General features: G+C 52.7%; 11 protein-coding genes. 2 read left to right on the forward strand and 9 right to left on the reverse strand.

The features are described from left to right. Window positions 1-67 precede the first annotated feature (67 nt). On the reverse strand, window positions 68-895 hold the full coding sequence (locus ED901_RS23730) for an AraC family transcriptional regulator (RefSeq protein WP_371414343.1): 828 nt from the start codon (window positions 893-895) through the stop codon (window positions 68-70). 281 nt (window positions 896-1176) lie between these two features. Here ED901_RS23730 and ED901_RS23735 point away from each other — a divergent pair, with 281 nt between their 5' ends. Both ED901_RS23735 and ED901_RS23740 read left to right on the forward strand, forming a co-directional pair. After that, window positions 1177-2586 (forward strand): MFS transporter, encoded by a 1410-nt coding sequence (locus ED901_RS23735; RefSeq protein WP_122097432.1) that lies wholly within the window; start codon window positions 1177-1179, stop codon window positions 2584-2586. A 25-nt stretch (window positions 2587-2611) separates the two neighbouring features. After that, window positions 2612-4588, forward strand: a complete 1977-nt coding sequence (locus ED901_RS23740; RefSeq protein ID WP_122097433.1) for a glycoside hydrolase family 127 protein — start codon at window positions 2612-2614, stop codon at window positions 4586-4588. A gap of 71 nt (window positions 4589-4659) precedes the next feature. Here the strand turns inward: ED901_RS23740 and ED901_RS23745 are convergent, their stop codons facing one another. The 8 genes from ED901_RS23745 to ED901_RS23780 form a co-directional block, all read right to left on the reverse strand. Continuing rightward, complete coding sequence (locus ED901_RS23745; protein ID WP_056781197.1) at window positions 4660-5949, reverse strand: MFS transporter; 1290 nt, start codon at window positions 5947-5949, stop codon at window positions 4660-4662. Window positions 5950-6070: 121 nt separating this feature from the next. Beyond that, window positions 6071-7084, reverse strand: coding sequence for a Zn-dependent oxidoreductase (locus ED901_RS23750; RefSeq protein ID WP_122097434.1), 1014 nt, complete (start codon window positions 7082-7084; stop codon window positions 6071-6073). Between the two features lie 11 nt (window positions 7085-7095). Then, window positions 7096-8310, reverse strand: coding sequence for a D-mannonate dehydratase ManD (gene manD / locus ED901_RS23755; RefSeq protein WP_056781191.1), 1215 nt, complete (start codon window positions 8308-8310; stop codon window positions 7096-7098). Between the two features lie 202 nt (window positions 8311-8512). Then, window positions 8513-9526 (reverse strand): 3-dehydro-L-gulonate 2-dehydrogenase, encoded by a 1014-nt coding sequence (gene yiaK / locus ED901_RS23760; RefSeq protein ID WP_122097435.1) that lies wholly within the window; start codon window positions 9524-9526, stop codon window positions 8513-8515. Then, the gene (locus ED901_RS23765) at window positions 9513-11075 is read right to left on the reverse strand and encodes an MFS transporter (protein ID WP_056781651.1); all 1563 of its coding nucleotides are present in this window, start codon (window positions 11073-11075) and stop codon (window positions 9513-9515) included. The genes yiaK and ED901_RS23765 overlap by 14 nt, the downstream gene beginning before the upstream one ends. A gap of 248 nt (window positions 11076-11323) precedes the next feature. Next, window positions 11324-12211, reverse strand: coding sequence for a lipid kinase YegS (gene yegS, locus ED901_RS23770; RefSeq protein ID WP_122097436.1), 888 nt, complete (start codon window positions 12209-12211; stop codon window positions 11324-11326). A gap of 369 nt (window positions 12212-12580) precedes the next feature. Then, window positions 12581-13966, reverse strand: coding sequence for a tRNA 5-hydroxyuridine modification protein YegQ (gene yegQ, locus ED901_RS23775; protein WP_122097437.1), 1386 nt, complete (start codon window positions 13964-13966; stop codon window positions 12581-12583). Window positions 13967-14152: 186 nt separating this feature from the next. Further along, a complete protein-coding gene (locus ED901_RS23780; protein ID WP_122097438.1) occupies window positions 14153-14500 on the reverse strand; it encodes a YegP family protein in 348 nt (115 codons plus the stop codon). Window positions 14501-14646: the final 146 nt, after the last annotated feature.

Below are 14646 nucleotides of genomic sequence, written 5' to 3' on the forward strand. Positions count from 1 at the left end.
AGTTTTCTCAGGATTTTGAGATTGTTAGCGCAAGGTTTTCACAGATATTTGGCTTATTTCATCAAAGCTAATCCGAATTAATGTGCTCACGGCAATAGAGCTTTTTATACGCCGCTGGCGTGATCCCCAGCAGTTTGCGAAACACTCGTCGAAAATACGCCACGTCATTAAACCCGGTGAGGCGGGCCACATCCGCCACATTGCCGGTATTCGCCAGCAACAGTTTCTCGGCGGCGGCAACACGTTGTTTATGCAATGCTTCGGTCAGCGTCATCTGGAAAGTCAGGCGGAAAACCCGTCCGAGATAATCCGCGTTGCAGTGCAGTCGTTCCGCCAGTTCCGAAGCCCCCAGCGGCAGGTGAAACTGTGTCGTGATGAGCTGGCGGGCTTTATAAGCCAGTGCCACGCCGGGGCCGCCCGGTTCGACATTCTCCGGCCAGGCACGCGAGACTTCCTGTAACAGCAATATCAGAAACAGCTCGAGAGAGTTACCTCCGCGTTCCTGTTCATATAAAAATAATCTGAACAGCGTTAACAGGGTTTCGCTGTCTCTGACTTTACAGTGCTGTGGAATATTCAGCTGTAAAGAGGGACTGTTTGGTTGTATTTTCATTATTGCGCTATCTTTCACAATATCGAAATGCAGCCAGTAAAATTTTAAATCGGGATCGAATGTTGTGATCCCTTTATGTTCACGCCCTGGAAATAACAATAAACTTTCGCCTGCGTGTAAATCAAAACGGTTATTTTCTTCCTGCAAAGACAGCGAACCCCGCACGACATAAATTAACTCGTGCGAACTCAGGCGTCGGGTCGGATGTGTGCCAATCCCCCGTGAAATAAACAGACCACCGTTTTGCACTTTTACCGGGTAATTAACGGGAAACGCAAGCATTTCAGGCATTTTCAGGCGCTCATCAGGCAGGTGTAGACTGACAGTAGCACAAGAAACACGCGCTACCCGCCGGGCGTAAAGAGGTTTTGATCTGCTTCACAGATTCTGTTCGTGAGTCGGAATTGTCCCGTTTAACTACTTTATCCTCCTCTTGTTGGCATGAAGTCTCTATGCCAAATTTATGGCGTACCTTATTTCATCTCAGGGCTGATGCGAAAAATCAGCCTTATTCATTGTGTTCCTACAGCTTATAAATAACGATATAAAAGCGAGGAAAAATAATGCCAACAGATTCAGTTAATACCGGTTCTTCGCCGGTAAGCGTTGAGGGAAAAATAATTTCTGTTAACGCTAAACTCTCCGTCAGTGAGAAAATCGGTTACGGATTAGGTGACGCCGGTGGCACGATAATAACCTGTCTGATCACCAGTTTTCTGACCTTCTTTTATACCGATGTCTTCGGGCTGACACCGGCGATTGTCGGCACATTGTTTATTTCCCTGCGGGTGATTGACGCGATTTCCGATCCGCTGATGGGCATTCTGGCTGACCGCACCCAAAGCCGCTGGGGGCGCTTTCGTCCATGGCAGTTGTGGATAGCGTTGCCGATTGGCGTAGTCGGTTTTCTCACCTTCACGGTGCCCGGCCTGAGCGGTGATGCCAAAATCGCGTACGCCTTCTTCACTTACTTCCTGCTTTCGGTGTCATACACGGCCATCAACGTGCCGTATTGCGCGCTGATTAACACCATGACCACCGATCACCGGGAGGTGATTTCCTGCCAGTCATGGCGCTTTGTTTTATGCGGTGTGGCCGGATTTATGGTTTCCGTCGGGCTGCCGTGGCTGGTGCAACTCTTCGGCAAAGGTGATGCTGCGCGGGGGTATCAGCAGGGCGTCGGCTTGCTGTGCGCGGTGGCGGTGGTGATGTTCCTGTGGTGCTTCTTCACGGTTCGCGAGCGTCTGCCGCTGGCGCTGCTGGGGCAGTTCAGCATTAAAGAGCACATCCGCGGAATGCTGAAAAACGATCAGTTGCTGCTGGTTCTCCTCATGTCATTCCTGCTGATCAACGTGTTCAACCTGCGCGGTGGCGGCTATATGTATTTCATCACCTACGTGCTGAAAGGCGGCGCGGGGTACGCGTCGATGTTCTTCGGCATGGTGACGCTGGCGTCAATTCTCGGCGCGATCATCGTCAATCAGCTGACCAAATTTATCGACAGCGTGCGTCTCTACCTGATCACCAATCTGGTGCTGGCGGTGTTTTCCCTGCTGTTGTGGTTTGTGCCGGTGGGTGAACAATTCCAGACGCTGTGGCTTGGCATTATCTTCATACATTGTGTGATCCTCGGCTTCACGCTGCCGCTGCACTTTTCCATCATGGCGTTTGCCGATGACTACGGACACTGGAAAAACGGTATCCGCTCTTCCGGCATGAACTTCGCCTTCAATCTTTTCTTTATCAAACTGGCCTGGGCCTCCAGCGCCGGGATCATCAGCCTGGTCTTTATTTGGGTGTCTTATCAGGCCGGTGCCGAGCACCAGACCGCGGCATCCCTTGGCGGGATCACGCTGCTGGAAACGCTGTTGCCCGCGGCGATGCATTTACTGCTGGCCGGGACGCTGATGTTCTGCAAGCTCAATAACACATTGCTGACCCGCATGTCCCGCGAGCTGGCGGCAAACGTTTAATGTTGATAACTGTTCAGGAGGTTGTATGTCTTTTTCTCCGGTTGAATCCTTAGAAGTGCCTTTGCACAAGGTGAATGTCTCCGACGCGTTCTGGCGGGAGTATCAGCGTCTGGTGAAAGATGTGGTGGTGCCGTATCAGTGGAAGGCGCTCAATGATGAGGTTGCCGATGCCGAACCGAGCCACGCGATAGAAAACTTCCGCATTGCCGCCGGGCAAAGTGACGGTGAGTTTTACGGCATGGTTTTTCAGGACAGCGACGTTGCCAAATGGCTGGAAGCGGTGGGTTATTTGCTGGCGAAAACGCCGGACCCGGCGCTGGAGGAAACCGCCGATCAGGTGATCGAACTGGTCGGCGCGGTGCAGCAGCCCGACGGGTATCTCAACACCTATTTCACCGTCAAAGAGCCGCAACACCGCTGGACCAATCTGGCGGAATGTCACGAGCTTTACTGCGCCGGACATCTGATCGAAGCCGGTGTGGCTTATGCGCAGGCTACGGGCAAAACCCGTTTGCTGGAGATCGTCTGCAAACTGGCTGATCACATTGCCGACGTCTTCGGGCCGGGCGAAAAGCAATTACACGGCTACCCCGGTCACCCTGAAATTGAACTGGCGCTGATGCGTTTGTATGAGCAAACCGCCGAAACCCGTTATCTCGAACTGACAAGGTATTTCGTTGAGCAGCGCGGGGCGCAGCCGCATTTTTACGATATCGAATATGAAAAACGCGGTAAAACATCGCACTGGAATAACTACGGCCCGGCGTGGATGGTTAAGGATAAAGCCTACACGCAGGCGCATCTGCCGATAGCACTACAGACCACGGCGGTCGGCCATGCGGTGAGATTCGTTTATCTGTACGCCGGTGTCGCGCACCTGGCGAGGCTGAGTCAGGATCAGGAAAAACGCGAAACCTGCCAGCGCTTATGGGAAAACATGACGCAAAGGCAGATGTACATCACCGGTGCGATTGGTTCGCAAAGCAGCGGCGAAGCGTTTTCCTCGGATTACGATTTACCCAATGACACGGCCTATACCGAAACCTGCGCCTCGATTGGCCTGATGATGTTTGCCAACCGCATGTTGCAGATGGAGGCCGACAGCCGTTACAGCGACGTGATGGAACGTGCGCTTTACAACACCGTGCTGGCCGGTATGGCGCTCGACGGTAAACATTTCTTCTATGTGAATCCGCTGGAAGTGCACCCGAAAAGCATCCCGTTCAACCATATTTATGATCACGTAAAACCGGTGCGTCAGCGCTGGTTCGGCTGCGCCTGCTGCCCGCCCAACATCGCGCGGCTGCTGGCGTCACTCGGCCATTACATTTATACCCGGCGCCCGGACGGTGTGGATATCAATCTGTATATCGGCAGCGATGTGGAGGCGGAAATCGGCGGAAAACCGCTGCGGCTGAAACAGTCCGGCGGCTACCCGTGGGCTGAAAACGTAACGATTGACGTCGATACCGATGAAACGCTGGAAGCCACGCTGGCGCTGCGTTTACCAGACTGGTGCGCCAGCCCGCAGGTCACTATCAATGGTCATCCGCTTGAACTGACCAGCCTGACGCAGCGCGGGTATTTGCGTCTGACCAGGCAATGGCAGAAAGGCGATCGCATTGAAATGACCTTACCGATGCCGGTCACCCGCGTGAAAGGTAACGCACTGCTGCGCCATGTCGCCGGAAAAGTCGCCGTGCAGCGCGGGCCACTGGTGTATTGCCTGGAACAGGCGGATAACGGCCGTGAACTGCATAACATTCGTTTGCCGCACGATGCGCCGTTCCGCCTGATTTCAGGCAGCGGACTGTTCGCGGGTAAAACATTGCTGCAAACGCAGGGCGAGCGACGCCCGTCGGTACAGGCCGGGCAGCAGCCGTTGTACCGCTACAATCCGCCAGAGGAAGCAACCTTGCCGCAAACCATGACCTTTGTGCCGTATTTTTCCTGGGCGAACCGTGGGGAAGGGGAGATGCGGGTGTGGATTGATGAAGTGTAGAAAAGGCTGAACCAGCCTCCAAAAAATAAACCCGGCGCAGGTGGCCGGGTTTTGAATAACCTTTCACTGATTTAGCTGTGAGAGAGTGTTGTCTCGGCGGACTGTTTAGGCGGTTTGATCACGAAGAACACCAGAATTGCCCCCAGCGCGGCGACGCCGCCTGCGAGAATAAAGGCGCTGTCAAAACGACCGGTATTCTGGACAATAAATCCGGTGACTACGGGCCCGATGATGCCGGAGATGCTGCCGACCAGATGGATGAATCCGCTGGTGCCGCCGACGCGGGATTTATGTACTACGTCCTGAATAATCGCCCAGTAAATTGCCCCGGTGGTATACAGGAAGAAAATAGACACTGACATTAGCACCACCGCCGGCACCACGCTGGTGACGATACCGGCGAGGGCGACACAAATGGCAGCGGCTAACAGGCTGACCACCAATATAATTTTACGCGACAGCAATAAGCGGCCGGTAATATTGAAGATCTTATCTGAAATATAACCGCCCAGTGCCAGTCCGACGAAGCCGACAATCCACGGAATAACCGTTGTCAGGCTCATCTCTTTAATATTCAGGCCATGCGCCTGCACCAGATAAGCCGGGAACCAGCTGAGGAAGAAGAACAAAATATAGTTGTAGCAGAAGAATGCAAAGGCAGTGACCAGAATAATCGGTTGTTTTAAATAATACCCCAGCCCATGCGCAGCCTGCGCCAGATCTTCTTCTTCGCTGATATTTTCATTCTTCATTGCATCAATTAAACGTAATTCTTCCTGGGACACGCGCTTACTTTTCAGCGGATTATCAGCCACCGTAAAGAACCAGATTACCATCCACACAATACCAATCGCGGCAATGACCATAAACGCCGGACGCCAGCCAAAGGAGATTGCCAGATACCCGACAATAGGCCCGGCCACAGCGCCGCCGAGCGGCGAACCGGCGCTGAGCAGACCCATGGCGGTCGCCGCCTTTTTCTTTGGGAACCAGCCGTTGATCATCTTATTTGCCGAGGCACATATCGGGCCTTCGGCCATGCCAAATAATACCCGCAGAATAAGCATGGAATAAAAGCCGGTGGCGATAGCGGTCATGCCACAAAACAGTGACCATAACCCGACGGCTAACCCCATGACGATGGTCGGACCAAATTTATCGACAGCCAGACCGCCAAGGAAGTTAAATATCGCGTAACCAAAGAAGAAGCTGCCAAATATCATGCCGAACTGTTCAGGATTGATGGCCAGTTCTTTTTCTATCATCGGGACCGTGATCGACAGCGCAACGCGGTCGAGATAATTGATCATGTAAACCATAAATAGCAGGAATACGATTATCCAGCGTAGATTCTTAAACATAGATGCTCCACGTAGTGTTGTTTTAATAGTGTTACGTTTTTATAAGTAGAATATGAGGTACAACAGACGGGAGGATTGAATTCTCCTCCCGTTAAAGCCAAATCGTCAGATATCTTCGTGATCAGAATGCCAGCAGAACCTTGCAGCACGAACGCTGATCTTTCTCAAACAGCGTCAGCGCGGCTTCGACTTCGCTGGCGGGCATCCAGTGCGTCACCAGCTTTTCGGGCGCGATCTTCCCTTGCTCAATCCATTCAATCACCTGCGGGAACCGGTGGCTGTTCAGGCGTGAAGAGAACAACGAAATCTCTTTGCTGGTAATACTTTGCTGCGTCACCGAACTGGGTTCGCCGGAGAAACCCATCATGCCGATGCGTGCTGCCGGAGACGCCAGCAGAATGGCTTCCTGCAAAATCGCCGGATGGCAGGCGGCATCCACGATAAGCGTCGGGCGCACACCTTCTGCGGCGAGCACGTCGGCTACGCTGCGTTCTGCATTGTTGATGGTCCAGTCCGCGCCGCTTTCCTGTGCCATCTGAAGACGTTCTTCAATGCGATCGGTGACAATCACTTTCTGCACGCCGTAGACGCCTTTCAGTACCTGAATCACCGTCAGCCCCATCGGACCGGCACCGTACACCAGCGCAGTATCCTGCGGTGTCGGTTTGAGAAAGGCGGTGATATTGGCCGCGATAGTAAAGGGTTCGACCATGCTGGCGAGTTTGTCCGGAATGGCCGCAGGCACCAGGTAGGCATTTTTCGCCGGTGCGCAGGCATAATCACTGAAACCCCCGTCCCTGTGGACGCCGATCACCTGCAACTCGGCGCACACGTTCGGGCGGCCAATGGAGCAGGGATAACAATGGCCGCAGCTGACCACCGGATCAACGACCACGCGCTCGCCGAGACGCGAGGTGTCTACGCCTTCTCCGACGCTGTCGATGTGCCCGAAGAACTCATGGCCGATCACCCGTGGATATTTTGCGAACGGATTATGCCCGTGATAAATGTGCACATCCGAACCGCAAATCCCTGCGTAACTGACCCGAACTCGTACCTCACCGGCGGCAGGTACCGGCAAGGCACGTTGCTCGATCACCAGTTTTCCTGGTTCTTGTATAACGACACTGTTCATTATTCGCTCCCTTACCAGTTCCACAACGTACCGTCTTCCAGACGGGCTACCGGCAGATAGGCCGGTTCATACGGATATTTCGCTGCCAGCTTTTCGTCGAACTCAATGCCCAGACCCGGTTTTTCGCCAGGGTGCATGTAGCCGTTATCGAACGTCCAGTTATGCGGGAAGACTTCCAGCATTTGCTCGGAGTAACCCATATATTCCTGCACTCCGAAGTTTGGCACCCACAGGTCGAAGTGCAGCGCCGCCGCCATACAAACGGGTGAGAGGTCGGAAGGGCCGTGCGAGCCGGTACGCACCTGATACAGCGAGGCGAAATCAGCAATGCGGCGCATGCCGGTAATGCCGCCCGCGTGGGTAATGGTGGTGCGGATATAGTCGATCAGTTGCTCTTCGATCAGCTGTTTGCAATCCCAGATGCTGTTGAACACTTCCCCTACCGCGATTGGCGTCACCGTATGCTGGCGGATCAAACGGAAGCATTCCTGATTTTCCGCCGGGGTCGGATCTTCCATCCAGAACAGACGATAGTCTTCAATGCTTTTACCAAAGCGCGCTGCTTCGATTGGCGTCAGGCGGTGGTGCATGTCGTGCAGCAGGTGTTCGTCGAAGCCGAATTTGTTACGCACGGCTTCAAACAGTTTTGGTGTGAAATCGAGGTATTTCTCCGTTGACCACAGCTGTTCTTCTGGCCAGTTGCCTTTGGTGGCCGGTTCGTAGGCCAGCCCTTTGCCTTTCGCCATGCCGTAAGTGGTTTTCATGCCCGGTACGCCGCATTGCGCGCGGATCGCCTTGAAGCCCAGCTCTTTGTGTTTAGCGTAGTCATCAAGCACTTCATCCACCGAATGGCCGGTGGTGTGGCAGTAAACCATGACGCCGGTGCGCGATGCGCCACCGAGCAGTTGATACAGCGGCATATTGGCGGCTTTGGCCTTGATGTCCCACAGCGCGGTGTCCACGGCGGAAATCGCCGACATAGTGACCGGGCCACGACGCCAGTACGCGCCTTTGTAGAAGAACTGCCAGATATCTTCGATCTGATGCGCATCACGCCCGATCAGTTGCGGGCAAACATGATCTTTCAGGTAGGACGCCACCGGCAGTTCGCGGCCATTCAGCGTGGCATCACCGATCCCGGTCAGCCCGCTGTCGGTAGTGATCTTCAACGTAACAAAGTTGCGCCCCGGACAAGTAACAAAGACTTCAGCATTCACGATTTTCATCGGTTATGACCTTCTGCAGTAAAGTAAGATGCATTTTCTTTGGCTATAAATACGCCACATGACAACTACCATACAAGTATGTTTATCGTTTTTTGCCGGGGAGGATCACACTTTGTTGCGGAAAAGTGAATATGAGGAGAGGCGGGAAACCGGCCACGGATGCCAATAAAAAAGCCTCCACTGTGGGAGGCTTCGGGTGCTTCTATTGCGCCAGCCGCATCACTTCCTCCCATACCGCATCATCCACCGGGATCCCCTGGCTGCGGTTCTCACGGCGGTTTGATGCCGCCGTTTGCCCCGGATACCGCACATCACGGCTGTTTTCGGCGGGATCGGATCCATTCACGTAATCTGCCACGCTGTCGGCCATGCGTTCGGTGAACTCAGCGCCACCGAGTTGTTGCGGATCGAACACCATGAAGATCTGACTGGCGCCGGTGCAGCTGCCTTTGCCTATTTTGTCGATCTCATTGGTGGGGGCTCCGGCTGACAACAGTGCCGCCATGGCATCCAGCACAATCGCCAGACCGGAACCTTTCCAGTAACCGGTGGGTAAAATACGCATGGAGGCTTCGATCGGGCCCGGATCGTCGGTAAGATTTCCCTCTTTATCGTAGCCGCCGGGGAAAGGCAGTTTTTCGTTTTTCAGCCGGGTAACCTGTAATTTGCCGTAGGAATACTGTGACATCGCCATATCCAGCACGATCGGGCCTTTGGCGCGGGGCACCGCCATCACGAACGGGTTGTTGCCGACGCGGGTGTTTTTACCGCCCCAGGCAGGCATGCAGGATTCAGTATTCGTCCAGCATATCGCGGCCATGCCATGTTCGGCTGCGTGCCAGCCATAACTTCCGCCGCGCATCCAGTGGCTGCTGTTTTTCAGTGCCACAATGCCGACGCCGTATTCCTTCGCCATCTCTGCGGCTTTTTCAACGGCGAACAGGGCGTTGGTGATGCCGATCCCCTGATGTCCGTTGTAAATAGCGATGGCGCCCAGAGATTTTTCAAGTTCCGGTTTGGCATGAATATCAATCCAGCCCTTTTTGACATAATCCACAAAGCGCGCCACCCGGTTCAGGCCGTGTGAGGCAATGCCATCGCAGCTGGATTCGGTATGGATACGGGCGCAAACCCGCGCACTTTCATCATCCAGCCCGGCATTAAGCAGGGCGCGCTGGATTGTCTGTTGCATCAGGCTGAATTCAATTCTTTGCATGGTCGGCTCCGGTTGAGAGTTCAGGGGAAGTCGGGGAAGAAATAATGTCGGTTTGACTAAGAATATTATTATCACCCCAGCATTTTTCGTAAGGCCAGCCGGTCAGTTGTTCGGCGATTAAACGGGTTTCAGGCGTGACGTCATATTTACTGCCACCGGCTTTGAGGCGTTCGATTTCATTAACCAGCAAGGCATGATTATGGCGGGTAAGTTTGAATTTCATTGAACTGTATAAACCGATCAGCAGGAAAATAACTGAACCGGCACCGAACACCAGCGTAATACCATAAACAGCTTCGGCAGGTTGAGTACTGCTTTTTGGGGTAAATCCATAATGCTGTAATAACAGCCCGACGCTGAATAACGCCACTGCCTGAACGGCCTTGCGCACGAAGGTCATTACCCCGGCGAATATACCTTCGCGACGTTTACCCGTGAGCATTTCATCCACATCAGGAATAAAGCTGTAGATATTCCAGCAAACATAACTGGTGCCGGAACGCCCGACGCCCATGAGAATAACAGACACATAAATCAGCGCCATATTATAAGGCAATTGCAGAAGATGAATGGCAATGAATAAGCCGACACTGGCTAACATAAACAGTTGAGCAATTCTGTACGATGCACCATTTCCCCATTTCATACAGAGAAAAATAAACAGCGCGACGCACACAAACTGGACCAGCGTCATTAATGTCATGGCGTTGGAGGCTGACACGGCATTCTGCCCGAGAACAAAAATGATGTAATAAGCGAGCACTGCGCCGAGCACGTCGAGCGCGACATAGCCCCCCAGATACATGCCCACATGCTGGCGGAAAGTCCGCACTTTCATGGTGGAAACCAGGGATTTAAACAGATGTTTCATGTCCCGTCGAAAAGAGAGCTTAGGTGCAGAAACATCCACAGGGATAGGGCGCTCCCAGGTGTAGAAGTACAACAGCAGGATCACCACGGCAAACAGCACGCCAAAAATGGCACCCATAATCAGAAAAGAAGAAGAAGAGTCATCTCCGAGATACGCAATAATCCGCCCCGGTAACCATGCCGCTAATATTGCCGCGCCGGTAGAAAAGAACATTCTGACGCCGGTGAGTTTGGTGCGCATTTTAAAGCTGGAGGTCATTTCTGCTGCCAGCGTTTCATACGGCACAATGGCCAGCGTATAGGCAGCATAGAATAAAATATACGTGACCAGGTAATACCAGAACCCCATGCCGCTGACCCACATAATAATGTAAGTCACCATAATTAACGGTGCGCCGAATAAGAAGAAGAATCCCCGGCGTCCGTATTTTTTACCCAGCGGGTTACGGTAGAAATTATCAGTGACATATCCCATCAGTGGATCAAAAAAAGCGTCCAGCAGACGTGCCGTTGCAATAACGGCTCCCGCCTCTGCGGGGCTTAATCCGGCATAAGTGGTATAGAAAAACATTATCCACAAACCCAATACCGCAAAACATCCGCCGCCGAAGAAATCACCTCCGCCGTACGCCAGCATATTTTTAAGCGATATCGGTCTTTCTTTATGATGATTAATCATGATGCCTCTGTATCCAATAAAATTGAGATAAATAAAAGTCATGAAAAGACACGAATAATAACGCCCGCAGAACTTCATCCGTGGACCTTCAGCGGCATAGGCAATGTAAACCTAGGTAATGCACGGCTACCATACAAGTATATTTATCGGGATTTAACAGGAGGGATCACAAAATCAGGGACGGATTTCCTCTGTACTGTAAGGCAGATCACAGTACAGAGAATAAACAAATGACAGGAGGGGAGAGGTTAGCCCAGCAACTCGCAATGGGGTGGCAACCGGCACTCGATGACTTCGGGCAGAACTTCAATGCGAAAATGTTTCCCGGTCAGCGGTTCGCCATCCAGATTGAAGGTCATGTCATGGGGGGCAGTGATTTCCAGCCACGGGAGATGGGCGGAGACGATATTTTTGTTTTCTTCGTTGTTGAGCAGGCTGCGAAGGAAAGACGGCAGAAGTTCTTCTGATGTCAGCAGACGCAGTTGCAGCAGACCATCGTTGATCAGCGCTTCCGGGCAAATCTGCTGCCCGCCACCGGCCTGACGGCCATTACCAATGCCGATGACCAGGGCGTCGCCTTCCCAGCTGAAATCCGGGCCTTTGATCTCGCAGCGGTCAGCCTTCAGCGTATCCAGACGTAAAAGTCCGTGAATGAAGTACGAGACGCCGCCGAGTGCCGCTTTGAGTTTTTCCGGCGTTTCAGTGGTGATGCGCGTACCAAAACCGCCCGTCGCCATATTGATGAAGAAATGTTTATCATTCACCTGAGCCAAATCGATGGCTTCTGCACGGCCTTTGATCGCCAGCAATAATGCCTGTTCAGGCGCCAGCGGAATATTACAAGCGGTCGCAAAATCATTGGCAGTGCCGAGTGGCACAATGCCCAGGATCGGACGCGGGCCTTCAAGTTGCGCCAGTGCGCCGGCGACTTCGTTGATGGTGCCATCACCGCCACCCGCGATCACCGTGTCACACCCAAGGGCGACAGCTTCTGCGACGTAACGAAGGGCATCGCCGTATTCCCAGGTCACGCGGACAAACAGTTCGATCCCTTCTTTGCGCAGAGCACCGACGGCCTCACGCAGCTCTTCATTGCCTGCGCCTTTTCCATTCAAAATCAACAGTGCTGTGGTCATGTATGCTCCTCGTTTCTTTCTATAACTACCATAAATGATTAAGCGCATACTTGGCTATCAGATAAATGATCGAAAACCTCATTCATAAATGAAATGGTTGAAATTATATATATTTATTAAAGCTATTATTTAGGCGTCAATTTTATTTATTAATAGAAAGGAAAGAAAAAATAATGAGACAGGACGGCGAACATTCAGAGGGGATTGATTACCAAAAGAAAAGCCAGCTCAAGGGAGATTGAGCTGGCCAAGGAGGTGGTTCCTAGTGTAGTCCGGTGCTTTATTTTGCATTCGAAGTAAATTGCGAATGCATATTATCCAGCCCGGCAAGAAATAGATGTGATCAGTTTCTTGTTTTCAACAAAAGCCTTATTTCGCGTGCGGATTGCGCGTATCGGTTTCTTCCAGATTGCGCAACAAGATAGCGAATTCCAGGCTGACATCCTCCGGCAGTGCAGCATACACAATGTGCCCGTTGCCTGGCGCCACGTCGGTCGGCTGGCCTTTTTTGTTGCGCAGGGCCTCCAGTTTGAACTGGATGTTGCCCTGCGGCGTCATCATTTCCACGCTGTCACCGACGCTGAATTTATTCTTCACATCGATTTCCGCCCAGCCATCAACGCGGTTGCCGGTGAATTCACCGACGAATTGCTGACGGTCGCTGACCGAGAAACCGTATTCATAGTTTTGCTGTGCGTCGTGCGTATGGCGGCGCAGAAAACCTTCGGTATAGCCGCGATGCGCCAGGCCTTCCAGCGTAGAGAGCAGCGTCGGGTCGAAGGGTTTTCCGGCGACGGCGTCATCAATGGCGCGGCGGTAAACCTGCGCGGTGCGGGCACAATAATAGAAAGATTTGGTGCGGCCTTCGATTTTCAGAGAATGCACGCCCATCCGGGTCAGGGTTTCAACGTGCTGAATGGCGCGCAGATCTTTTGAGTTCATGATGTAGGTGCCATGTTCATCTTCGAACGCACTCATGTATTCGCCAGGACGCATCGCTTCTTCCAGCATGAAGACTTTGTCCGTTGGCTGGCCGACGCCCAGCGTCGGTTCCACGGCATCCACCTGTTGTACCGGGATCGGTTCATGCTGATGCACGATACTGCCGATATCGTTCTCTTTGCCTTCCTGAACCTTATATTCCCAGCGGCAGGCGTTGGTGCAGGTTCCCTGATTCGGGTCGCGTTTGTTGATGTAACCGGAAAGCAGGCAGCGGCCAGAATACGCCATACACAGCGCACCGTGAACGAAAATTTCGATTTCCATGTCCGGCACCTGGGTGCGGATTTCAGCGATCTCTTCCAGTGACAGTTCACGCGATAAAATGACCCGCGTCAGCCCCATTTGCTTCCAGAACTTCACCGTCGCCCAGTTCACCGCGTTGGCCTGCACCGAGAGATGAATATCCATCTGCGGGAAGGCTTCGCGCACCATCATGATCAGCCCCGGATCGGACATGATCAATGCGTCCGGCCCCATGTCGATCACCGGTTGCAGGTCACGCAGGAAGGTTTTCAGCTTGGCATTGTGCGGGGCGATGTTGACCACCACGTAGAACTTTTTACCCAGCGCATGGGCTTCGTCGATGCCGGTTTGCAGATTCTGATGGTTAAATTCGTTATTACGCACGCGCAGGCTGTAGCGCGGTTGGCCGGCATAGACCGCATCTGCGCCATAGGCGAAAGCGTAGCGCATGTTTTTGAGGGAACCGGCAGGGGAAAGCAGTTCAGGAACAAAAGAATCGGGGGTCAACATAGTCAATCTCAGTCTGATCACAAGTCAGGGCCGTCCCGTATGCGGGGCGACGAAAGGCCAGAATTGTAACGTCTGAGTTGATCAAAAGCAGCCGGTTAGTGTGGGTATTTGGGGTTTTACGGGGTCAGATCAATTTTTGGCGACTGAGGTTGCCGCAGGAACGTGACAACCTCAGGAAAAGGGCGATCAGGCAGTTTGCTGGGTCAGATCACGGATATCCGTGGTGCTCCCGTTTTTAACCACCGACTGCACGCCTTTTTTTGCTGCACTTTCGGTCGTGTACATTTCGCTCACGCCAATTACCTGATGGTTTTTGGCTTTCAGTACGAAGTAAAACTGACCGTCTTTTGACGGTTTCACTTCGTACTGCTCTTCGTGCGGGGCATTGTTTTGTACCGAGGTGATGCCGTTTTCCGCCGATGCTTTACTGGCATACATTTCACTGGTGAGAATAATCTCTCCGTTCCCGGCCTTCAGGTTGAAGTGAAACTGTCCATTCTTTGCTTTTTTCAGATCATAGTGACCAGTTGCCATAAAAGTTATCTCCAGCAAGAGGGGGTGATTTTCCTGAGATAAGTGTAGTTAAAGAAGAATGTTTCGCGGCAATAAGAGGAAGTTATGGCATGAAATGTGAACCGGCCGACAGACTTTCAGTAACTTTACAAAACTGAAATGCCGGC

Source organism: Rahnella sp. Larv3_ips (assembly GCF_003697865.1).
GTDB lineage: Bacteria > Pseudomonadota > Gammaproteobacteria > Enterobacterales > Enterobacteriaceae > Rahnella > Rahnella rivi.